We start from the raw sequence: 24091 nt of genomic DNA, 5'->3' as shown, positions 1-24091 counted from the left end.
AATTCAAACGCCAACGCTAAGCAAACTTACCATCTAACAATTTAAGCAGCGATGATTTAACACCGCTTGCTTCATATTTATAGAAAACGATAAGTAGCAGGTAAGCCAAAATTGGGGCTACGAAAGGCAACCAATAACTAAAATTATCTTTAATTGTCCTTGAAATAAATATAAAAGCCATTTCCCAGCAAAAAAGCACGCCAATCACCATGAAGATGATCATTGACGGAAAAATCTTCAAACTTATTTTACTTCCCTGCAAATGCGGCGCAATACCTCCTTTGGCTATGGGCACCATGGTCGCTCGGGGGCTATGTGGCGGCTCAAACCTGAATTGAAGGTCAAATACATCACCAATGAATAATGGTTCCCTTTTGTTGTAAAATACCCAGTTTTCATAATTAAAGCGGGAGGGCATTACAGCCTTTTGCAATATCGCTTCAACCTCGGCCGGCTGATGCGGAGTTAAAATGACAAGGTTTTCGAAAGGGAGAAAATTCATTAATTGAAGATAATAAATTATATCCTTAACCTAAACCATGGTTACTTGCCTGCGCTTTAAAAATGTTACCGCAATACCAGCCAGCACAATTACGCTGCCGATGATCTCGTTCAGCTCCAGTTTTTCGTTCAGTAAAATAGCGGCCAGTATGGCGGCAAAAACAGTTTGGCTCAGCAAGGCGATAGATACCTTGGTCGATTCGAGGTAGCGTAAAGAATAATTAATGGTAAGCCAGCCGACAAGCTGGCAAATTACCCCCATCCCCAAAAAGCAAAGCCAAACTTTTACCGGGAAATGCAAAATGCTTGTGCCCATAAAATTATTAACAACCAGCAGGAACACGCTTGCCCCCATCATGCTGTAAAACATAAAGGTAAAAACATCAATGCCGCCCATGATGTTTTTTGATGTCATGATGTACGTAGCGTAAAACAGGCTGGCCAGTACGGCAAGCAAAATACCCGCGTTAAGCTCCAGGTGTAAAATATGCTGATATCCTACCAGCACCACCATGCCTGCTATGGCCACTACCGTACCTATCCAAAACAACTTGCCCGAACTTTTTTTAAATAACAGGAAACTGAACAGCCCAACCCAAACAGGCGCCAGGTTGGCAATCAGCGTTGATACGGTGGCGCTTATTTTTAACAGTGATAAATTCCAAACGGCTACATCGGCGGCAAAAATTACACCCGCTATGATAGCAATTACCAATTGCTTTTTTTTAACCCGGAGCTTGCTTTTGATAATGCAATAGGGCAGCAAACAAAGCCAGGCAAAAAACACCCGATAAAATGCGCAGCCAATTGGCGATACCCCCGCAAGCTTCACAAATATTGGCGAAAACGAGATGCATAAAATGCCAATAACCAGGCTCACTTTAGGGTTCATGATAACGAATTAATTGAGCGGCAAACTTAAGCAAATAGCTCCTCATCCCGGCGCTTTAACCATCGAATATATCATAGGGCAACTTTGTGCACAAATTAAATACCCTAATGCATGTCCCTTAATTTGTATACCTTTAGTACAACCTTTATTGCCAACCCGCCGCTGTTTCACCGTTATGAAAAAATGCCTGCTTTCATTTTTTTTCGTTACCTTATTGCTCTTGGGCTCATGCGCCAAAAAATCATGTTGCGTAGTGCCGGTAACACCCGATTTTATTATTGCCGATAAAGACGGTGCCAAATGGGAAATACAACCTGCTGCCTCCAGCATACTGGGCGATACAACAACCATAGCCGGCACCCAAACCCAGGCCGGCGAAGAGGAAACTTTTGCAATTAAACTGAGCATAGGCGGCGTTGGCTACTATCCGTTAAAAAATCACCAGGGATATTACATGCTCAAAAAAAACGGCGCCATTACCCAAAAGTATGCCCTTAGCCCTACCCATCTAAACTCGGTGAGCGTTATATCGGTTAACCAGGCAGATATGATCATACAAGGTTTTTTCGACCTGAAATTCATCAAAACATATGATAGCCAGCCGGGCGCTAAGGCCGATAGTATAAGTTTTTTAGATGGCAAATTCAAAGTTACATTACATAAATAATTGTATTTTTGCGGCTCAAAAAAATACACAATTTTATACATAATTACACATTATGAGTCAGCGCACAAAGATCAAAGCATTGCTGCAAAGCCAGCAAACGGATATTGATGTAACAGTTAAAGGATGGGTTCGTGCCTTCCGGTCAAATCGTTTTATTGCTTTGAATGATGGCTCAACTAATAATAACATCCAGATTGTTGTTGATTTTGAAAACACCGATCCTGCTTTGCTAAAACGTATAACAGTTGGCGCGGCGCTAAGCGTATCGGGCAAACTCATCGCTTCATTAGGCAAAGGTCAAACAGTTGAAGTTATAGCACAGGATATCGAAATTTTAGGCGACAGCGATCCCGAAAAATATCCTATCCAGCCCAAAAAACACAGCCTGGAGTTTTTGAGGGAAAACGCCCACCTGCGTTTCCGTACCAGCACCTTTGGTTCGATATTCCGCCTGCGTAACAGCCTGGCATTCGCGGTGCACCAATTTTTTCAGGAGCGTGGTTTTATTTACCTGCATACCCCGGTTATCACCCAATCGGATGCCGAAGGTGCGGGCGAAGCTTTCCACGTAACCAACTTCGATTTAAACAACATCCCTAAAACAGATACCGGCGAGGTAGATTACAAGCAGGATTTTTTTGGTAAATCAACCAACCTTACCGTATCCGGCCAGCTGGAAGGCGAGCTGGGTGCTATGGCCCTGAGCGATATTTATACCTTCGGACCAACATTCCGTGCCGAAAACTCGAACACTACCCGCCACCTTGCCGAGTTTTGGATGATTGAGCCGGAAGTGGCCTTTAACAACCTGCACGACAACATGGACCTTGCCGAGGACATGCTGAAATACGTGATCAAATACGCGCTGGATAAATGTCCCGATGATATTGAATTTTTAACCCAACGCCTGGCCGAAGAAGAAAAGCAAAAACCACAGAACGAGCGATCGGACATGACTTTATTAGAGAAGCTGAACTTTTGCTTAGATAACGATTTTGAACGCCTTACTTACACCGAGGCTATCGAGATCCTAAAGGAATCGACACCGAATAAAAAGAAGAAATTCCAATATATCGTTGAAGGCTGGGGTACCGACCTGCAAAGCGAACACGAACGCTACCTGGTTGAGAAACACTTTAAAAAACCGGTGATCCTGACCGATTACCCTAAAGAGATCAAATCGTTTTACATGCGCCAGAATGACGATGGTAAAACGGTAGCCGCTATGGATATCCTTTTCCCGGGCATAGGCGAAATTGTGGGCGGTTCGCAACGTGAAGAGCGTTTGGATCTGTTAGAAAAGCGCATGGACGAAATGGGCATCCCCAAGGACGAGCTTTGGTGGTACCTGGATACCCGCCGCTTTGGCTCGTGCCCGCATGCCGGTTTTGGCTTAGGCTTTGAGCGCCTGGTGCTGTTTGTTACCGGCATGGGCAACATCCGCGATGTGATCCCTTTCCCAAGGTTCCCGAAGAATGCGGAGTTTTAGACAGGATTTAAGGATTTTGCAGGATTAACAGGATTTTTTTTGATTTTCATATTGTCAAAAAAATCCTGTAATTAATCTTACCGATCTTCAAAAATCCTGTTAATCCTGTATAATCCTGAAAATCATGCCGATTATTGAATTAGCCACCCACATTAATGCCCCAGTTACCCGGTGTTTCGATTTGGCCAGGAGCATTGATATGCATGTAGATTCGATGCAGCAAAGCGGCGAAACAGCTATTGCCGGGCGAACCAGCGGTCTGATTGAGCTGGGTGAAACCGTTACCTGGCGGGCAAAGCATTTCGGCATCTGGCAGACCCTAACCTCCAGGGTTACCGAAATGGAATATCCCAATTATTTTACAGACGAAATGGTTAAGGGCGCATTTAAAGCCTTCCGTCACGAACATTATTTTTATCCCATCAATAACCAAACCCTGATGAAGGATATTTTTATGTTTGACGCTCCCTTGGGATTTTTAGGAATTATAGCTAACTTCCTGTTTTTGGAACGCTATATGACCCGCTTGCTGCAACAACGCAACCAGGAAATAAAAAAAGCGGCAGAAGGCCCCCGGCCCCGTGAAAGGGGAGTTAGGACGCGACATTAAACTTTCGAAAAAAATCCTGTTAACCCTGTAAAATCTTTCAATCGTGTTCAAAAATCCTGTTAATCCTGTAAAATCCTTAAACGGCGCAGCCCTCTTGAGCACCCTTAAAAATAAACACTATGCGAAAAATCATGTTCAAATCAACTATCCTCATCATCCCGGGCCTGGGTAATTCGGGGCCGCAGCATTGGCAATCGCTTTGGGAAAAACAATTTGGTTTTACCCGCGTTGAACAGCAGGACTGGGAAACACCCGTTTGTGCCGACTGGATAACCACCCTGCAGGCCTATGTAGACAAATATGATGCTAAAGATGTGATATTGGTAGGCCATAGCCTGGCCTGCGCCACCATTGCCTATTGGGCAATGGAATATAATGTAGCCATTAAAGCTGCCCTGCTGGTTGCCCCCAGCGATACCGAAGCCGAAAGCTACCCAACCGGAACAACCGGCTTTGCGCCTGTGCCGCTAATAAAGCTGCCGTTTAAAAGTACCACGGTAATGAGCACCAATGATTTTTACGTAACACCCCAACGCGCCCAACTATTTGCCGATGCCTGGGGCAGCAAACTGGTAAGCATAGGTGATGCCAGCCATATTAACGCTTCATCGGGATTAGGAACATGGGAGGCAGGCCTGGAGCTTCTGCGGGAATTGGACGAACTATAGGCGAAAGGTAAAAGGTAAAAGGCCAAAGGTAAGCGGTATCAAAGTCGTGCCCGCGGTAGAAGGCGATCAGGATAGTGGTGATATGATGACACTATTCTTATTCTGAACCCTCTTCCTCATTCATAGTCCCCGGATTTTACAACGCCAAATAACATGGGGTTTGCATCTGCACATCTGTCATTTGAAATCTGCACATCTACAACCTCTACCTGATTATCCGCATCACCTTATCCCAGCGTATTTTATCCGCAAAAGGGGCATTGGTGTCCCAGCTCATCCACACAAAAATAGCTTTGCCTACAATATGGTCTTCGGGCACAAAGCCCCAGAAGCGGGAGTCGATGGAGTTGTGGCGGTTATCGCCCATCATCCAGTAGTAGTCCATTTTGAAGGTATAGGAATTGGTTTGGCGGCCGTTGATGCTGATGCTGCTGCCGTTTACCTGCAGCTTGTTATTTTCATAAACTTCGATGGCGCGGCGGTAAATGGGGAGATTAAGTGTGTCTAATTTTATGGTGAGGTCACGTTTGGGTACGGTGAAAGGGCCAAGGTTATCTACATTCCACCGGTGGCCTGGGCTGTGCGGAAATACTTCGGGATCATATACACCACCAAACTGAATGTTAGGCCTGATGTATTTAACACCCGCAACTTTTTTTGCCACAAGCAACGATGGCCGCGTCATGTTCATCAAATAATCGGTACGGGTAAATGGTTGTATATCGGATATGTGAAGTTTATAAATCAGTTCGGGATTAAAGTTAAACGTGTTACTATCAGTATGCACAGCATACTCCATTTCGGCATTTGGTGGTGGTGGTATGGGCCGGCCGTTAATATATACCTGGCCGCTTATTAGCCGCACATTATCGCCGGGTATTGCCTCGCAGCGCTTAATGAAATGCTCGCGCTTGTCAACCGGGCGGTACCATGGCGAATCGGCCTCCATCGGGAAGTTAAAAACCACCACATCGCCCCTTTTGATATCGCCAAAACCCGGCAACCTGAAGTAAGGCAACTTGATGCCCTCCCAATATGATTTGATACCCATACCGGGCATGGTATTATGTGTAAACGGAAATGAAACCGGTGTTATAGGCAACCGGGCACCGTAGTTAAGCTTACTCACAAACAGGTAATCGCCCACCATAAGCGAGCTTTCCATGGATGAAGATGGAATGGTATAAGCTTCGATAAGCAGCAAACGGATAAGCGTAACGGCAACTACAGCAAAAAAGACAGTCTCGGCCCATTCGCGGGCTGAGGATTTATGTAACAGGTGGTGATATTCTTCGCGAAACTCATAGCTGGCCGATTGGCCCAGGTACCGGGTATTTCTATCAAAACCCCATTTGGGCAAAAAAATGAATGGCAAAAGTACCGCACCGGCTATCTGGCGCATTTTTGTTTTGCCAAAGCTTTTTACAAAATCAATGGTGATACCAATAGCTACAATAACACCAATACCCGGTATCAATAACAACAGTAGCAACCACACGGGCCTGCCGCTTATTTTCAGCATTACATAGGTAGCGTAAACCGGAATCAAGGACTCCCAGCCATGGCGGCCGGCTTTTTGAAACAGCTTCCAAAGCCCAACCTGCATCAATAACAATACAGGGGCCAACAGTAAATAAACGCCTACGTAACCCGCTATATCCATTGATAAAACAGGGGGTTAGCTTTTAAAATCGAACATGGCATCAACCGTGTAAAAGCCTTTTTTACCCTGTATCCACTCGGCAGCTAAAACAGCGCCAAGGGCAAAGCCGCTGCGGTTATGAGCAGTATGTTTAAATTCGATGGTGTCCACTTCCGAATCGTAGATAACGGTGTGGGTGCCGGGTACGCTGTCAATCCGCAAGGATTCTATTAATAGCTGATCTGGCAGCGGGTTTTGATCATCTGCCCCGTCGTCGGTTGTCAGCACATTCAGCCAGTCTTTTTTGGAGTCAAGATTATCGATGATCCCTTCGGCAATGGTTATGGCGGTGCCACTTGGGGCATCCAGCTTTTGCATGTGGTGAATCTCTTCTACTTGTACATCATAGTATGGGTAGTTGTTCATCACTTTAGCCAGCATCCGGTTAATATGGAAAAATATGTTAACACCTACGCTAAAGTTGGTGGCATACATTAGTGAAGCGTTACTTTCCTCGCATTGTTGTTTTACCTCATCAAGCTTATCATACCAGCCGGTGGTGCCAACTACTATAGGTACGCCGGCGTTAAAGCAATGTTGAATATTGCCCAACACTGTTGCGGGCATGCTAAACTCGATAACCGCATCGGCCTTTTGCAGGTTTTCGGCAGTTAGTTCATGCAGGTTATCCTGATCGATGGTTAAAACAATTTCATGATTGCGGCTAAGAGCAATTTTTTCAATCATTTTGCCCATTTTTCCGTAGCCGAGTAACGCTATTTTCATTTTTAATGTATGTGTTGAGATTAACAGCTAAGTTATAAATGTGCTGTTAAAACGTAAAGGTAACTTTTACAGCCGGAATATAGCTACCAAAAGCAGTTTGCGCGTAAACCGGCCGGTTAATCATTCCCGGACTAACCTTAAAAGCAAAGTTGTTATCAACCGTGTACGAGTGGATAAACTTGGCATCAATATAGGCATCAATGGTTTGAATACCCCATGCGCCTAAAATACCCAGGATACTTAAATCGCGGTTGCGGCGGTAACTGTCAAGCGCATCATATATATTCTGGGCCGGAACTTTATTATTGGTATAGGCTATATACTCATCGTAATAGGCATCGCCTTTTACCGGTGCTACCCCGCTTTTATAATAATGGGCAAGTATATTAAACTCGTTGTAGTAATGCTGGTTAAATATTACTGCCGATGCCAAAAGGCCTATGCCTGTATAAATGATAGGCACTTTCCACCAGCGGTGATTGTACAACTGCCCCCAGCCGGGTATCATCAGCGAGTGCATTACCGCCTTGTGCGGGCTGTGGGTGCTATCTGGGTGGTATTCCTTCTCTTTTTTGATAGGTGGCGCAAAAGAGCCCGGCGCGGTACCCGATGCCTTTTTAAAAGTATCTTTTTTGGCTATCGATGTGGTATCTGCATGTTGTTGCTGCGCGTTGGCCGCAAAAGCAAATAGCATAACAAAACCAATAATTAACAAATATTTATACATGCAGCTGATAAAATTTAAATAAACGCAGGCTTTTAAAACTTGATAAGAGGCCCGCTTTTATTTGATTACAAAGGTAATTTTTATAGCCGGATTAAGAAGCTATATCCCGCCGTTACAAAAACACCTTATTAAACAAATCATTAACAGGTTTAGCCACTAATTATTATGCACACATTAACTATTATATAAAAAAGCCGGCCCCTGATAAGTTTTTATCAGCGGCCGGCTTTTTATTTTTGGTATTTTAATTACATTTTATTCGAATCACAAAAAGATCAATTCATTTGCTTTTCTATCTTGATTCCTGACTCTTAACTCTTGATTCTCATTACCTACCAATCCAGCATTTCAAGGATACGGCCAAGATCATCTTCTGACAGGAAGGGAATTTCGATAACCCCATTGCCCTTGGCGCCTAACTTAAGCGTTACCCGCGAACTGAATTTGGAAGCTAAATCGTCTTGTATTTTTTGTAATTGGTATGAAACAGGCTCGGGTTGCTTGCCCTCCTTTTTTACGGGAGCCTTCTGCATTTCCCTAACTAATTCTTCAACCTTACGAACCGATAAGCCTTGCTGAATAATATGCTGGTGCAAATATAATTGCTTGGCAGGGTCATCAATAGTGATGAGTGCCTTGGCATGGCCCATAGTAAGCGCACCATCGCGGATGGATGCCTGGATGCTTGGCGGCAATTTTAATAAACGCAGGTAGTTGGTAACCGTCGACCGGTTTTTGCTTACCCTGTCACCCAGTTCTTCTTGTTTCAGGTTACATTCCTCAATCATCCGCTGAAAGCTTAGGGCTACTTCAATAGCGTTCAGGTTTTCGCGCTGGATGTTTTCAATGAGGGCCATTTCCAGCATTTGCTGGTCGTTGGCAGTACGCACATAAGCAGGCAACTGGGTTAGCCCTGCCAGTTTTGATGCGCGGAAACGGCGTTCGCCGGATATCAGCTGGTATTTATGCGCGTTGATACGCCTAACGGTAATAGGCTGTATAAGGCCCTGCAGCTTGATGGAGTCGGCCAGTTCATTTAAAGCAAGCTCGTCAAAGTCAGTACGGGGCTGAAAAGGGTTAACTTCTATCTCATCAAGCCTGATCTCATTAACCGAGCCAAGGCTGCTCACCTCGGCGGCCGAAGTTGATGCCTCTTCCTTTTTGGTGCTTTTGTTTTGGTATGGTTGTACGTTTACCGAGTCATTCAACAGCGCACTTAATCCTTTGCCCAGGGCATTTCTTCTTTCACTACTCATTTACTTATACTGTTGCTGTTACCGTTGTTGCTTCGGCTTTTACAAGGCCATTTTTCTGGATAATTTCGCGGGCCAGGTTCAAATAATTAATGGCGCCTTTACAGGTAGCATCGTGCATAATAACAGATACACCAAAGCTTGGCGCTTCGCTTAAGCGGGTGTTACGCTGTATAATGGTATCAAAAACCATATCCTCAAAATGCGTTTTTACCTCATCAACCACCTGGTTACTCAGGCGCAGGCGCACATCGTACATGGTTAACAAAATACCTTCAATTTCCAGCTGCGGGTTAAGGCGCGATTGTACAATTTTGATGGTGTTTAACAATTTACCTAAACCCTCCAATGCAAAGTACTCGCACTGTACCGGTATAATTACCGAATCGGCTGCGGTTAAAGCGTTGATAGTGATTAAACCTAACGAAGGCGAACAATCAATAATAATAAAATCGTATTCGTCGCGTACGGCTTCAAATACCTGTTTCATTTTGTATTCGCGCCCACTCAGGTTAATCATCTCAATCTCGGCACCTACCAGGTCAATATGAGCGGGCAGCAGGTCAAGATTAGGGGTCTCCGTTTTCTGGATAGCCTCGTGCGGGTCAACCTGGTTAATAATGCACTCGTAAATACTGTTCTTTATATTGCGGGGATCAAAACCGATACCCGAAGTAGAGTTTGCCTGCGGATCGGCATCAACCAATAATGTTTTAAAATCTAATACAGCCAAACTTGCAGCCAGATTTATAGATGATGTAGTTTTTCCTACGCCACCTTTCTGGTTGGCTAAAGCAATAATTTTACTCATTCTATAGTATAAAAAATTTTGATGTTACAATGATTTATATAAACGTAAAGTAGGGTCAGAAATTTCTACTTTCGTAATGTTTTTATCCGGTGATAAAGATACGGAATTAAACAATTACGAAATCCACAGGTTTAGTCAATTTACAAACATAATTAGCAATTATTGAATTATCGATTTATTGAATTAATGATTGATGAATTAGCAAGATGACGCTATTTCTCTTTTATATTTAATACTGTACATATCAGCAATTTAGATGCTGAAAGAATTGCAATTCGATAATTCAATAAATCAATAATTCAATAATTATAAATGATAACTATCATCGCATCAACTAACCGCCCCGGCAGTTCTACCTTAAAAATGGCCAAATATTATCAGCAAAAACTGCAGGAAAAAGGAGTTGAAGCGGGTGTACTATCATTGGCGCAATTGCCGTCCAACCTTATTGAAACCGACCTTTATGGCAAGCGAAGCCCGGAATTTGCCGAAATTCAAAAAACAATTACCCAAACCGATAAGTTTATATTTGTGATACCCGAGTACAATGGCAGCTACCCCGGGGTACTAAAAGTTTTTATTGACGCCTGCGACTTTCCGGCGAGCTTTTATGATAAAAAAGCAGCGCTGGTTGGCATATCATCGGGCAAATATGGCAACATCAGGGGTATTGATCATTTTACCGGTGTTTGCCACTATGTACACCTGAATGTGATGGCCCTTAAACTACATATTTCAGGCATCAACAAGGAGTTTGATGAAACCGGCCAGCTGTTAAACGCCGATACCATAAAGTTTACCAACGAGCAGATAGATAAGTTCATATTGTTTTAATGATTTCACCGATTGCGGTTGATTTCACCGATTTTTCATGTGGCTGAATGACATCGTAAACAATCCATTTGGTTAAATCAGCAATCAAATCTATGTAATCATCCAATAATCGGTGAAATCATATAAAAATCATAAAACAATCAACACCCATCCCGTAAGTTTAGGCTGGCCCGTTTTAAGGTCGATGATGTAGTAATAGGTGCCGGGTGGTAATTTGGCGCCGTTATAGGTGCCCTTCCAGGGTTTGGCGTAGCCAATGCTTTTAAATATCTGCTGTCCGTAACGGTTAAACACCGTTGTTACGCTTTCAGGGTAGGTAAAAAGGCCTTCAATTTCCCAGGTATCATTTACGCCATCGGCATTGGGCGAAAAAGCGTTAGGCACAACCACTTTATGATAAACTTTTACAAAAACGCTGCTGGTATCTTCGCCACAATTATAGGTCGATTTTACATGCAATGTATATTTTATATCATCGGTCGGGTTGGCAACCGGGTTTAACACATTGGCATCGCTAAGGCCGGTGGTGGGTGTCCAGTTGAAAACATCGGCGCTTTGTGCCGACGCTACCAGGGTAATTGGCCTGTCCTGGAACATGCTTTGTTTGGTTTGCGTAATTGCAACCGGCCGCGGCAACACATTAACAGTTAAAGCAGCGGTATCGGTACAGCCAATATTGTTGGTGACTATTACCTTGTATATTGTAGTGTCTGCAGGCGAAGCTACGGGGTTAGCAATAGTACTATCAGATAAACCTTTGCCAGGCGTCCATTTGTAGCTGATGGCACCCAGGGCACTCGCACTTAAATTAGTAGATGCGCCCTTACAAATGGTAACTGTTGGAGTATTTAAGGTAATAACCGCCTTAGGGATAACGGTGATGGTTGTCGATTTTGAGGTAGAGCAGCCGGCAGCCGATGTTACTATAAAGCTATAAGTGCCTGCATCGGCAGGCTTTATATTTGTAAGTATCAGTGGGTTTTGATTTTTATTAGCGGCGGTAATGCCAGGCCCCGTCCAATCAACAGTTGCCCCTCCAAATACATTTAACGTTACTGTTTTACCCTCACATTCCTGAACAGGTGATACATCTGGCACAACAGGATAAGCGTTTACGTTAACACTCAGCGGCTCCGAAAACACCCTGCATGTAGGCGAGTTTATGTTTGAGCCTCCGGCTGCGGCAAGCCTGTATTGATACATACTGGCTGCACTTCCGCCCTGTGTAAAAGTATAGGCATCTGCTGTTTGCCCGGCAATATCGAGCCAGCCGTTCCCGTCGTTTTTGTTTACCTGCCACTGCATTTTAGGATTAGAGTATCCGGCCCCGATCTTCGATTTAAGTGTATAAGTTTTGCTTTCGCCCACACATTGATTTTGCGGCTGGTTAGCATCGACAGTGGTAAAACCTGTTTGCACTATTGGGCCACATGCCCTGAAATTGATATCATCGAGCAACAGGTCGTTGCCGTTGCCGCCGGGGGCCTCATTGGTCATTTTTAAAACCACCTGGCTGGTATTTGGCGGGGTTGTAAAAAAGAAGCTCTTACGTATCCAGTCGTCGCCACTGGTTGATTCCAAAATATCACCGGTAACCAATGAATCCAATACCATGCCAGCGGTAGTTTCGATAGTAAATTTAATATTTGGCCGGATGGCTGGTGAGCCCGCCTTAATCAGGTTCAGGATATAGGCCGAAAATTCGTATGTGGTATTTTCGCATAACACGGCGGGCGTGGTCTTTGTAAAAAATATACTTGGCGTGTAGGATGCATTAATCATCATCATATAGCCGTTAGCATCACCGGTGTGGTCATGAGTTACAGTTTGCCAGGCCTCCGGGTGGCAATTACCGGTAACCCCGCCATATATATTGGTGGCATTTACAATGGTGTACGAGCCATCGTTGGGGCAGTAGCTGCTAAACGACATGTTGCTGATTCCGTCCGGAAGCGCATTCCCCGGATTTGACCCCGATCCAAAGGTTTCGGTAATTACCGGATCGCCCAAACTGCCTGTACAATTTACCGACTGACCACGCGCCAGTGTAAAATCAAGAATAGCAGTAAAAAGCAAAATTAATTTAAGGGTACGCAAGCGCTTCAATTGGTTTAACTTAAAAAGTTATCCATCAAAAATATATTTTTTTATCGAGGCGGCGTGTATAAATAACACACCATCGGGCATTATATTGAAATACTTACAAAGCAGATGGTTATCAAAATAAATGAATGTTAAAAAAGTTAACCGTAAGGAAAGATTATACCCCCGGTTATTAAAAGGATATATGACATAATTTTGAAAGTCGCGCTTACTCCCTCTTATAATCCTTGTGCACAATCAAGAAGCTTGCGCGCTCCTCTTTGTGGAAAGGAATATCCCAGTTGCCCTGGTAGGTTATTTTAATGGGCAGTAGCTGCCCGTTAAAGTTGTTGAGTTCGATGTTCATCTGCACATTAAAATCGACGAACATATTACTGAATTTAAGGTCGATGTAGCGGCCAAGTATCTCGAACGTGCGTTCGTCAAAAATGGTGGTCATTTCCTTAATCATGGTGTCGCCATCAGATGTGCTGGGCTTGCACCTTACCTTAAAGCGGTAAACAGGAATGGTATCCAGGTATTTGCCGCGGGCAAATTCATAGTAGTAAAACTGCTGCATATCCCTGCTGAATATCTCGGTTTTATCGCCGATGAACGGTATGCCGGTAACCCTGCGGCCCGGCGTAAACACCAGTGTTTTAAGCTTAGCTTTATAACTCTCGTTTTTACCTTTTTCGCCCGGTAAGCCATCGCCCTCTACAAAATCGGAGTTGTAGGCGTTCATGAAAATGTAATCGAACATTTCAACGGTGTACAAATTGTATTTGCCGTTTTTTTTGTAAACGGTGCCGCTATCCTGCCTGGTTATATATTCAATTTTATGCTGACCAGCTATATTACTGTGCTTAAGCTTGCGGTAAACCTTGCCATCAACCTTGTTTTTTTTATCGTAGGTGTAAATGCGATTTTCGGCAGTAAAGGCATATTTTTTCATATGCTGAAAAGCCCGGTAAAAACTGGTATCGGCCATCACCGCGTCAATAAAATCCTGCGCCCGTAGTTTATGCGAACGGATATCTACTGCAGAATCGATAACAATGGTGCGGATGGTATCGGGGTTAAAACGTTGTATTTGCTGGGCAAAAGCAAAACTGCTGAAAATAGTAAACGCTACAAATAATAATAATTTCTTCATCACTGATTATTGACGGTTTGGCTTAGGGGTTGTTGTAATTATATTTTTCCCTAACTTAATCCTGTCATGCTGAGGTACGAAGCATCTATTCGCCAACCTGGCTTTCGACCTCGCATGGTAGTAAACGCGTTGGCTAATAGATCCTTCCTTCGTCAGGATGACAATCGGTTTTATAGGAGCATTACCCTTAATTCCCTAACTGCTTAATAGCCAAATAAGCCATCAGTCCGGTACTTATTTTAAATGCATCTTCTTCCACATCAAACGTAGGGGTATGTACTGATGAGGTGATGCCGCGGGCTTCGTTCCGGGTACCTAAGCGGTAAAAACAGCTATCGGCTGCCTGCGAGTAATAGGCAAAATCTTCTGCCGCCATCCAGATATCCAGGTCCAATACGTTTTCTTTGCCCAGGTAGTCTTCGGCATGGCCGCGGGTGGCGTGAGTTAGTACCTCTTCGTTAATCAGGAAAGGGTAACCACGCATAATATTAAAATCGCAGCTGCCGCCCATACTTTCGGCTATACCTTCGGCCATTTTTTTCATGCGCTTGTGGGCTTCGCCGCGCCAGTTCTCGTCCATAGTACGAAAGGTACCCTCAAGGTAAACTTCGTTGGGGATTACGTTGGTGGCACCATTGGCTATCACTTTACCAAATGACAATACTGATGGGCTTTTAGGATCAGCAAAGCGGCTTACTACCGTTTGCAAAGCAGTTAATATATGTGCGGTGATAATTACCGGGTCGATATTTTGTTGTGGCTGGGCACCGTGGCCGCCTTTACCTTTTACGGTAACGTACAGCTCATCAGTTGATGCCATGTATTTACCCGCCCGGAAACCTACTTTACCGGCCTCAATCAGTGGCATTACGTGCTGCCCCAATACTGCCTGCGGTTTTGGATTTTCCAGTACGCCTTCTTTAATCATCAGGCTTGCACCGCCAGGTAGTTTCTCCTCGGCCGGTTGAAAGATTAGCTTTATAGTACCGCCAAACTGGCTTTTCAGTTCTGTTAAAATACGGGCCGTGCCCAATAACGATGAGGTATGCGCATCGTGCCCGCAAGCATGCATCACACCCACATTTTGCGATTTATAAGGAACATCATTAGCCTCGGTAATAGGCAGCGCATCCATATCGGCGCGCAGGGCTACTACCCTATCCGACGGCAGATCGCCTTTTATTAAGGCTACCAAGCCGGTATCGGCCATTTTTTCGTAGGTTAAGCCCAGTTCTTCCAGTTTACCGGCCACAAAAGCAGATGTTTTTTGCTCGTGGAATGATAGTTCGGGATTGGTATGCAGATGGCGGCGGTTGGCTACCACATCATCAAATATTTTCTGGGATAGTTCCTGTATTTTTTCTTTAATCATTGTCGGTGTCGGCTTTGGGCAGGTTTATTTTTTCGGATATGATGAACAGGCTTGAAAACGAAGGCCGCAATTCCTGTATCAGCTTTTCGGCCTCTAACCGAGTCCTGAAATCGCCCGCCCGTACTTTAAAATTTGGCTCGCTGTATAAGATGTAGGTACGCAGTTCAGGATAGTCGCGTTGCAACCTTGCTTGCGCATTATAGGCATCCTTGCGGTTCGATCCGCTGAAGAATTGTACCCGGTAGCCATAAGATGATGTTACTGCCGGCGCTACACCGGTTTCTTTGTTCAGCGAAAAACGCTTAGCAATCAGGGTATCAACCAGGGGATCTTTAACTACCTCAACCTTGCCGCGGGTTTGGGCAAAGGTTTGGGTTGATGCCGCTATCAGCATAAAAAAAAAGCAATACTTGATGAGGCCGGATTTAGCTTTATGATCAAATACTGCTTTTTTCATATTTATATTATTAAAACCATCATTGCGAGGCACGATGTATGTAATTTACATAACCATTCGCCTAAACGCTGGCTACGACTCACCCCGGCTACGCTGCGCTGGCCGACCCTCTCTCCGGCTAAAGCCGCAAAGAGGGTGCCTCCAATTTTTCATTTTTCCGCCCCTCTCTTCGACTTCGTCGCATAGAGGGGTGGACGGGCGGAGCCTCGTCGGGGTGAGTCGACTCGCCGCTATGCGATATACGTCATTTTCCTCTTCAGAGGCCCTTGGATTTTACCCACAATGACGCTTGTTTTTTTATTTTTTTCTCCTCCTCCCCTTCAGGGGAGGCCGGGTGGGGCTAATTTTGTCCTATCCCGTGGCAGTTTTTATATTTTTTACCGCTTCCGCAAGGGCAAGGATCATTTCTGCCTATCTTTTGCTCAACCCTTACAGGGGTGGCTTTTTGAATTTCTTGTGGGAAATCGTCCACCGGCACACCGTTGCTTTCGCTTACCATTTCGGCTTTGGTGGTTTTTAGCTTACGCAGATCCAATTTTGGTTCTGGTTTGGCTTCCCTCACCTCTTCGGCCTGTTGCTGAACCGGGATACCTCCGCGGAACAGGAAACTCACAATCTCTTTATTCACATTGGCCAACATGCCACGGAACAAATTGAAAGCCTCAAATTTGTAAACCAACAGTGGGTCCTTTTGCTCATAAACCGCGTTTTGAACAGATTGTTTTAACTCGTCCATTTCGCGCAAATGCTCTTTCCAGGCATCGTCTATCAGGTACAGGGTAACATTTTTCTCAAATGATTTAAACACTTCGTGACCATGGTTATCAATCGCTTTTTTCAACGGAACAGAAACCTGTATACCATGGATGCCATCGCTAAACGGAACCACAATATTTTCTACATACTGGCCGCGGGTATCGTAAACATCTTTTAATACCGGGTAAGCCTGCGCTGCTACGGCATCGCCTTTACGTTTGTAAAAATCCATCACCGTTTGGAAAACGTGATCAACCAGGGCGTTAATTGAATTTACCGCGAATTTATCGGCATCAACCTCCACATCAACCGAGAACAAGCGGATCATTTCTAAATTAAATCCGTCGTAGTTGTTAGCCTCTTTATACTCGGTTGTAATATCTTCAACCACATCAAAAATGGTATTGCTCAAATCAACATCCAAACGTTCGCCAAACAGGGCGTTTTTGCGCTTGGTGTAAACTACGGTACGTTGTGAGTTCATCACATCATCATATTCCAGCAAACGTTTACGGATGCCAAAGTTATTTTCCTCTACCTTTTTCTGCGCACGCTCAATTGATTTTGAGATCATGGAGTGCTGGATAACTTCGCCCTCCTCGATACCCATACGCACCATCAGGTTCGAGATCCTCTCCGATCCGAATAAACGCATCAGGTTATCCTCCAGCGATACAAAGAACTGTGAAGAACCCGGATCGCCCTGGCGACCAGAACGACCACGCAGCTGCCTGTCAACCCGGCGAGATTCGTGGCGCTCGGTACCTACAATGGCCAAACCGCCTGCTGCCTGTACACCTGCCCCCAATTTAATATCCGTACCACGGCCAGCCATGTTGGTAGCAATGGTAACTGTGCCGGCCTGCCCTGCTTCGGCCACAATATCGGCCTCTTTCTGGTGCATTTTGGCATTCAGCACGTTATGTTTAATACCGCGCAGTTTAAGCATACGGCTTAACAATTCCGAGATCTCTACCGATGTTGTACCTACCAGTACCGGTCTGCCCGCCTGCGTTAATTTTACAATTTCATCGGCTACGGCATTATATTTTTCGCGGATGGTACGGTATACCAAATCCTGCCTGTCTTCGCGGCTTGCAGGGGTATTTGTTGGTATCTCTACTACATCCAGCTTGTATATTTCCCAAAACTCACCTGCCTCGGTAACGGCAGTACCCGTCATACCGCAAAGCTTGTGGTACATCCTGAAATAGTTTTGCAGTGTTACGGTAGCAAAAGTTTGGGTAGCATCCTCAACTTTAACATTCTCTTTAGCTTCAATTGCCTGGTGTAAACCATCAGAGTAACGGCGACCATCCAGTACACGGCCGGTTTGCTCATCTACAATTTTCACTTTGCCTTCGTCCAAAATGTATTCGGTATCCTTTTCAAATAAGGTATATGCTTTCAGCAATTGGTTAACCGAGTGAATACGCTCAGACTTGATCGAGAAATCGCGCATCAATTCGTCCTTGCGGGCAATTTTATCTTCAGTGCTCAAGGTTGATTTTTCAATCTCCGCAATCTCGGTGCCTACATCCGGCATTACAAAAAAGTGAGGGTCTTCGCCCGATGAGGTAATCAGTTCGATACCTTTTTCGGCCAGTTCAACCTGGTTGTTTTTTTCGTCGATAACAAAATAAAGCTCCGAATCTACCTTAGGCATATTCTTGCTTTGATCCTGCATGTAATAATTTTCTATCTTTTGCAGTGTGCTCCTGTTGCCACCTTCGCTCAGGAACTTAATTAAGGCTTTGCTTTTTGGTAGACCCCTGAAAGCACGCAATAAAGCCAATCCGCCTTTTTCCGGATCGGTGTCGCCATCGTTAATGGCTTTTTTGGCCTCGTTCAATACCGTATTTACATACGCTTTTTGGGCGTTAACCAAACGCTCAATACGTGGTTTCAGTTCGTAAAACTCGTGCTCGTCGCCACGCGGGATAGGGCCAGATATAATTAAAGGTGTACGGGCGTCATCAATTAAAACCGAATCCACCTCATCCACCATGGCGTAATGCAATTTGCGCTGAACCAATTCTTCAGGACTACGTGTCATATTGTCACGCAGGTAGTCGAAACCAAACTCGTTATTTGTGCCAAAAGTAATATCGGCCAGGTAAGCGGCGCGGCGTTCCTCGCTGTTTGGCTCATGTTTATCAATACAGTCAACCGATAAACCATGAAACTCATATAACGGTCCCATCCATTCGCTATCGCGGCGTGCCAGGTAGTCATTCACCGTTACAATGTGTACACCCTGCCCGGCAAGCGCGTTAAGGTATGCAGGCAGCGTAGCCACAAGCGTTTTACCTTCACCCGTAGCCATTTCAGATATTTTACCCTGGTGCAACACTATACCGCCTATCAGCTGTACATCGTAATGAACCATGTTCCAGGTAACTGGGTTACCTGCGGCAAGCCAGGTACTTGCGTGAAAAGCTTTATCGCCTTTTATGGTTACGTTACCTTTACGCCCGGCAAGATCACGGTCGAAATCGGTTGCGGTAACTTCTATAAATTCGTTAGCTGCAAGGCGGCTGGCGGTTTCTTTAACCACGGCAAACGCCTCGGGCAATATATTAATCAATATATCCTCAAGTTCTTTATTACGGTCTTTCTCCAGCTTATCCAGCTGAGTGTATAACTCAACTTTTTCGGCTACGTCCATATCCAGCTCGTTTTCCGTACGGTCTTTTATGGCTTGTATCTCGCTGTCGATGCCCGATAGGCCTTCGGCTATTGTTTGTTTAAAACCTATTGTTTTAGCTCTAAGCTCATCATTGCTGATGGTACCGAGTTTTGCATATTCAGCCTTAATCTTTTCAACTATAGGCTTAATACTTTTTACATCCCGCTCTGATTTGCTTCCAAAAAGCTTACTTATAAAATCTAACATATTATTTTTATATGATGCAACAAACTCAATAATTACGCCACAGCGACAATTAAAGTCATATTGACAGGCAAAGGTACAGTTTTAGTTTTTAGTTTTAAGGGATTTATGAGGGATTTGATGCGTGGGGCGAGGTTTGAGGGTATTTTTGTCTGAACCGGAATTTATTGAATTAAGGAACTTACAGAATTATTTAAAGGTGGGATATTCAGCTTCAATATAAAATTCAAATAATTCTTTAATTCGATAAATCCCGGTTCAGACAATTCAGTACATCCACCTTATCCTGCGCCAGCTGCGCCTTAAGTTCATCAAGGCCGGCAAACTTTACGTCGCCGCGCACATAATGGTGAAACTCCATTTGGATGGTTTGGTTATAAATCTCCTGGTCAAAGTCAAAGATGTTCACTTCGATGTTGCGGGTGAGGCCATTTACCGTTGGCCGACTGCCAATATAAGCCATGCCTTTATAACTTTCGCCGGCAATTATTACCGTTACCGCAAAAATGCCATCAGCCGGTATAAGCTTGTACTTTTCCTCTACCACAATATTGGCTGTAGGGTAGCCTATCTGCCTTCCAATCTGGTCGCCCCGCACCACTTTACCGGTTATAAAAAACGGGTAGCCAAGGAAAGCGTTTGCTAAATCAATCTTGTCGTTTAACAAAGCCGCGCGGATGCGGGTTGAACTTATGGCAACTTCATCAATATCCTGCTCAGGAATTTCTACTACATCAAATCCATAAACGGGGCCAAGTTTTAACAAATCTCCCAGGCCACCCTGGCGGTCTTTACCAAAACGATGATCATACCCTATCACAATTTTTTTGGTGCCTATTTTTTTCACCAGCACATCGCGTATATAGTCTTCGGCGGTTTGGTTACTAAAATCGCGAGAAAATGGGGTGATGATCAAATGATCTACACCAAGCTGCTCCATCAACTGAGCTTTTTCGGTAATGGTGGTTATCAGCTTAATGCTTTCATCCTCGGGATGCAGTATCATCCGCGGATGCGGAAAAAAAGTAAGGATAACGGTTTCGCCGCCGGTTTGCTGCGCCAGCTCCTTAATACCTGCTATAATTTTGCGGTGGCCTATATGCACACCGTCAAATGTGCCAATGGTTACAACCGCGTTGTTTATCGCTGTAAATTCGTCAATATTGTTGTATATCCTCATTTGATGAGTAAAAACACAAATTTAGTTTTTTAGTTCGGCGGGCTGTACCCGCCTGTTATTTTTTACCTGCAAATGTAATTAGCGCTGGTCGGCAATCGGCTCAACCGGCGCTTTCAGGGCTTTAATGTTATTAAACAACTCCATCACCTCCCAGGCATCCTCTACCTTGTAGTTACCACTGCGGGTACGCCTTAATCCAGACAGGTATGCCCCGTTATTTAAAGCAGCGCCAAAATCGTGTACCAAGCTGCGGATGTAGGTGCCCTTACTGCATACCACCCTAAAATCAACTTCGGGCAATTCAACGCGTGTAAGTTCAAATTCGCTTATGGTAACACTGCGCAGGCGGCGTTCAACTTCTTCACCGCGGCGGGCTTTTTCGTACAAACGCTCGCCGTCTATTTTAATTGCTGAATGTGCCGGCGGGTATTGCTGTATATCGCCGGTAAACTGCGCGCAGTTACTACGCAGCTGTTGTTCGGTAAGTTGGCCGATATCGAACTTATTGTCGGGTTCGGTTTCCATGTCATATGATGGCGTGGTTGCGCCAAGCACCATGGTGCCGGTGTATTCTTTTTCTTCGGCCTGGAAGGTGTCAATCTGCTTGGTCATTTTACCGGTGCAGATGATGAGCAACCCGGTAGCCAGCGGATCGAGCGTACCGGCATGGCCAACCTTCAGTTTTAGAGGCTTAAAAGAATTGCGGATTTTGCCCACCACATCAAAGCTTGTCCACTGATACGGTTTGTTCACCAGCAACAACTGGCCATCGGCAAATTCCTGGATATTTTGGTAAGTACTTTTCAAGTAATGTTGTTAAAGCGGCAAAGGTATGGAAAAACAAGAAACAAGCCTGTCTTAATTTCTTCCCTCCGTTGTCGCTTTAACAAATAGGTTACTCCTGAAATAATGTAGAAATTAGATCACGTCTAATTTATGACCGGTCATGATTAGCCCAATAATCACCGCGCCTATAACGATACGATACCAGCCAAACAGCACGAAGCCTTTACGCTCTAAAAAAGTAATGAATGTTTTGATGGCCAGCATAGCCACTATAAAAGCGATTACATTGCCAATTGCAAGTAATTTTATCTCCTCGCCGGTAAAACGGTGCCCTTCTTTATAAAAATCAAGTAGTTTTTTAGCAGTAGCCGCAAACATGGTAGGAACGGCCAAAAAGAACGAGAATTCGGCAGCCGCGGTGCGGGTAAGTTTCTGGCTCATACCTCCAACAATAGTTGATGCAGAACGTGAAGTTCCGGGGATCATGGCCAAACACTKAAAAAAGCCAATTTTTAAGGCAGTAAGATAATTGATATCTTTTTCTTCTTTAATAGTTGGCTTATTAAACCATTTATCTACAAAAAGCAAAATGATACCACCTACAAAAAGTGTAATGCCTACGGTAAGTGCGCTCTCCAACAAAGCATCTATTTTTTTGCTAAACAGTAAGCCAAAAACCGCTGCAGGTATAAATGCTACCAACAACTTAAGGTAAAAGTTGAATGATTGTAAAAAACGTTTCCAATACAATACAACTACTGATAGGATAGCACCTAATTGCACTGCTATGGTAAATAATTTAATAAACGGATCGGCAGCGATGCCCATAACAGATGAGGCAATAATCATATGCCCGGTTGACGATATAGGCAAAAATTCGGTTATTCCTTCTATTACGGCAAGTACAATTATTTGTATGAGTTTAACGGTATCCATGTAGGGGTTGGTGATGGGTTAGATTTTGGGGTTGATTAAGTTAGATTAGATTAATTAGGTTAAATGGTTAATCGATTTATATAGCGCAATCGCTCAAAAGAAAAACCAATCAACATTCACTCAATCAACTCAGTAAACTATTTACTAACTTCCGGCTTTTTTAAAATAGCGTAAAAACCTAAAGCAAAGCCTGCCAATACTACAATAGGGGCTATAACAATTTTGGTATTGCTGTAAATATCGGTAGTGCCAGACATCAGCACAAAACCAAAGGCTACTATTAATACGCTGATGATTAAAAACTTGTAATTGCCTTTATCAAAAATAAACTCTACAGGCTCATTACTGATAATTTTTGCCGCTTTTGGCGCCGATACAGTTGCCGATGTTTTTAAAGGCGTTGTTGGTTTAAATTTTTGTGCCATGTTTTTTAATTATTGAATTATCGATTTAGTGAATTATTGATTTAATTACTGCTTCGATATTTTTTTAATATTGATTTTTTTATTGGCTACGCGATAAAACCTTTTGGCTTTAACCTTTTGCCTTTAACCTATCTATATAGGTCGTATATTTTTAAACGTAAAAACTTGTTAACAGCCAGAAATGTACTAAAGGCCGATATAAATATGCCTAACCCTACCACACCTAAAAATACCATTCCAAATTCAGTATAAGTTTGGAGGAAAACCAGGTCGGGAACTTGCTGATAGGCCAGGTATAAGGTACCTACCAACAAAACAATAGCAATTAAACCGCCCAAAAGGCCATGCCAAATACCGTACAGCAAAAATGGCTTACGGATAAAGCCTTTAGTGGCCCCAACCAGCTGCATGGATTTAATTAAAAATCTTTGCGAGTAGATGGCCAGCCTGATAGTATTATTAATTAAGGCAACTGATAAAACAACGAATATACCTGCAAAAGCCAGGATGATTAAACTGATGGATTTCACATTCTCGTTCATCTTATCAACCAACGATTGCTGGTATTTAACTTCTTTAACCAGGGGATTTTTCAGCAAGTCGGCCTTAAATTTTTCGATATCCTTGTTGTTGGCAAAATCGGCCTTCATGTAGATATCCAGCGATTGCGACAAGGGGTTATAGCCCAGGAATTTCACAAAATCTTCGCCCAAATCTTTTTGCAGGTTACGGGCGGCCAGTTCCTTACTTACATATTGGGTTTGCTTCACCATAGGGTTGGCATCCAATTGTTTTTGTAACTGTAACACGTCAGTTTCATGCGCGGCGTCGTCAACAAAAATATTCAATACAATATTTTCCTTTACGTAGCGCGAAATGTTGTTGGCATCTATTAGCAGTAATCCTAACAAACCCACCATTAACAACACCATGGCAATACCAAATACAGTTGAAATGTATATGGTTTTTACCTTTTTTGACGATGCACTTGCTTCAAATTCTTCCATGTTTGTTTAGATATGAGACATGAGATTTGAGATTTGAGAAAAAAACTGCCGCAAAATTGAGGCTCGTCTCACATCTCATATCTAACATCTCACATCTATATTCGTGCGAAATTAAGAAACACGGGTTAAAGGTAAAAGTTTATTGTTTATAAAAATGGTTT

22 protein-coding genes are annotated in these 24091 nt (G+C 43.8%); 5 read left to right on the top strand and 17 right to left on the bottom strand.

All coding sequences use genetic code 11. From position 1 onward, the window contains the following. Positions 1-16 precede the first annotated feature (16 nt). Positions 17-502 carry a hypothetical protein gene (locus tag AC1DU2_RS07475; RefSeq protein WP_477383567.1) on the bottom strand — a complete coding sequence of 162 codons (486 nt, stop codon included), beginning with the start codon at positions 500-502 and terminating at the stop codon, positions 17-19. A gap of 30 nt (positions 503-532) precedes the next feature. Further along, positions 533-1393, bottom strand: coding sequence for a DMT family transporter (locus tag AC1DU2_RS07470; protein WP_477383566.1), 861 nt, complete (start codon positions 1391-1393; stop codon positions 533-535). A gap of 175 nt (positions 1394-1568) precedes the next feature. Here AC1DU2_RS07470 and AC1DU2_RS07465 point away from each other — a divergent pair, with 175 nt between their 5' ends. The 4 genes from AC1DU2_RS07465 to AC1DU2_RS07450 all read left to right on the top strand — a co-directional run bounded on the left by AC1DU2_RS07465 (position 1569) and on the right by AC1DU2_RS07450 (position 4827). Then, positions 1569-2060, top strand: a complete 492-nt coding sequence (locus tag AC1DU2_RS07465) for a hypothetical protein (RefSeq protein WP_477383565.1) — start codon at positions 1569-1571, stop codon at positions 2058-2060. 52 nt (positions 2061-2112) lie between these two features. After that, positions 2113-3549, top strand: a complete 1437-nt coding sequence (gene asnS, locus AC1DU2_RS07460) for an asparagine--tRNA ligase (RefSeq protein WP_477383564.1) — start codon at positions 2113-2115, stop codon at positions 3547-3549. 124 nt (positions 3550-3673) lie between these two features. Next, on the top strand, positions 3674-4159 hold the full coding sequence (locus AC1DU2_RS07455; RefSeq protein WP_477383563.1) for an SRPBCC family protein: 486 nt from the start codon (positions 3674-3676) through the stop codon (positions 4157-4159). 119 nt (positions 4160-4278) lie between these two features. Continuing rightward, positions 4279-4827: an RBBP9/YdeN family alpha/beta hydrolase gene (locus AC1DU2_RS07450; protein ID WP_477354142.1), complete on the top strand. Its 549-nt coding sequence runs from the start codon at positions 4279-4281 to the stop codon at positions 4825-4827. A gap of 205 nt (positions 4828-5032) precedes the next feature. Here the strand turns inward: AC1DU2_RS07450 and lepB are convergent, their stop codons facing one another. The 5 genes from lepB to AC1DU2_RS07425 all read right to left on the bottom strand — a co-directional run bounded on the left by lepB (position 5033) and on the right by AC1DU2_RS07425 (position 10046). After that, on the bottom strand, positions 5033-6490 hold the full coding sequence (gene lepB, locus AC1DU2_RS07445; RefSeq protein ID WP_477383562.1) for a signal peptidase I: 1458 nt from the start codon (positions 6488-6490) through the stop codon (positions 5033-5035). Between the two features lie 15 nt (positions 6491-6505). Then, positions 6506-7255 (bottom strand): 4-hydroxy-tetrahydrodipicolinate reductase, encoded by a 750-nt coding sequence (gene dapB, locus AC1DU2_RS07440; protein WP_477354136.1) that lies wholly within the window; start codon positions 7253-7255, stop codon positions 6506-6508. A gap of 46 nt (positions 7256-7301) precedes the next feature. Beyond that, positions 7302-7982 (bottom strand): DUF5683 domain-containing protein, encoded by a 681-nt coding sequence (locus AC1DU2_RS07435; RefSeq protein WP_477383561.1) that lies wholly within the window; start codon positions 7980-7982, stop codon positions 7302-7304. A 332-nt stretch (positions 7983-8314) separates the two neighbouring features. Continuing rightward, positions 8315-9238, bottom strand: a complete 924-nt coding sequence (locus AC1DU2_RS07430) for a ParB/RepB/Spo0J family partition protein (protein WP_147053342.1) — start codon at positions 9236-9238, stop codon at positions 8315-8317. Positions 9239-9242: 4 nt separating this feature from the next. Further along, positions 9243-10046, bottom strand: a complete 804-nt coding sequence (locus AC1DU2_RS07425) for a ParA family protein (protein ID WP_090641197.1) — start codon at positions 10044-10046, stop codon at positions 9243-9245. Positions 10047-10358: 312 nt separating this feature from the next. Between AC1DU2_RS07425 and AC1DU2_RS07420 the strand changes: the two genes are divergently transcribed. Continuing rightward, positions 10359-10880, top strand: a complete 522-nt coding sequence (locus AC1DU2_RS07420; RefSeq protein WP_477383560.1) for an NADPH-dependent FMN reductase — start codon at positions 10359-10361, stop codon at positions 10878-10880. A 129-nt stretch (positions 10881-11009) separates the two neighbouring features. Here AC1DU2_RS07420 and AC1DU2_RS07415 read toward each other — a convergent pair whose 3' ends face one another. The 10 genes from AC1DU2_RS07415 to AC1DU2_RS07370 form a co-directional block, all read right to left on the bottom strand. Then, positions 11010-12977 (bottom strand): gliding motility-associated C-terminal domain-containing protein, encoded by a 1968-nt coding sequence (locus tag AC1DU2_RS07415; protein ID WP_477383559.1) that lies wholly within the window; start codon positions 12975-12977, stop codon positions 11010-11012. Between the two features lie 214 nt (positions 12978-13191). Next, entirely contained in the window at positions 13192-14118 is a 927-nt protein-coding gene (locus AC1DU2_RS07410; protein WP_477383558.1) for a hypothetical protein, read from the bottom strand. Between the two features lie 187 nt (positions 14119-14305). Further along, positions 14306-15490 carry a M20 metallopeptidase family protein gene (locus AC1DU2_RS07405; protein ID WP_477383557.1) on the bottom strand — a complete coding sequence of 395 codons (1185 nt, stop codon included), beginning with the start codon at positions 15488-15490 and terminating at the stop codon, positions 14306-14308. After that, on the bottom strand, positions 15483-15947 hold the full coding sequence (locus AC1DU2_RS07400) for an SPOR domain-containing protein (RefSeq protein WP_477354115.1): 465 nt from the start codon (positions 15945-15947) through the stop codon (positions 15483-15485). The genes AC1DU2_RS07405 and AC1DU2_RS07400 overlap by 8 nt, the downstream gene beginning before the upstream one ends. Before the next feature lie 340 nt (positions 15948-16287). Further along, complete coding sequence (secA, locus tag AC1DU2_RS07395; RefSeq protein WP_477383556.1) at positions 16288-19599, bottom strand: preprotein translocase subunit SecA; 3312 nt, start codon at positions 19597-19599, stop codon at positions 16288-16290. A gap of 235 nt (positions 19600-19834) precedes the next feature. Beyond that, entirely contained in the window at positions 19835-20776 is a 942-nt protein-coding gene (locus tag AC1DU2_RS07390; RefSeq protein ID WP_477383555.1) for a bifunctional riboflavin kinase/FAD synthetase, read from the bottom strand. Between the two features lie 78 nt (positions 20777-20854). Beyond that, entirely contained in the window at positions 20855-21583 is a 729-nt protein-coding gene (gene truB / locus AC1DU2_RS07385; RefSeq protein WP_477383554.1) for a tRNA pseudouridine(55) synthase TruB, read from the bottom strand. Between the two features lie 111 nt (positions 21584-21694). Then, positions 21695-22498 carry an undecaprenyl-diphosphate phosphatase gene (locus AC1DU2_RS07380; protein ID WP_477383553.1) on the bottom strand — a complete coding sequence of 268 codons (804 nt, stop codon included), beginning with the start codon at positions 22496-22498 and terminating at the stop codon, positions 21695-21697. 137 nt (positions 22499-22635) lie between these two features. Continuing rightward, positions 22636-22923 carry a DUF3098 domain-containing protein gene (locus AC1DU2_RS07375; protein WP_477383552.1) on the bottom strand — a complete coding sequence of 96 codons (288 nt, stop codon included), beginning with the start codon at positions 22921-22923 and terminating at the stop codon, positions 22636-22638. A 128-nt stretch (positions 22924-23051) separates the two neighbouring features. Beyond that, positions 23052-23930: a cell division protein FtsX gene (locus tag AC1DU2_RS07370; RefSeq protein ID WP_147060935.1), complete on the bottom strand. Its 879-nt coding sequence runs from the start codon at positions 23928-23930 to the stop codon at positions 23052-23054. Positions 23931-24091 lie beyond the last annotated feature (161 nt).

It is taken from the genome of Mucilaginibacter sp. P4_C11, assembly GCF_056402115.1.
The sequence above is the reverse complement of the archived record's forward strand: the minus strand, read 5'-3'. Positions and strand labels throughout refer to the sequence as shown.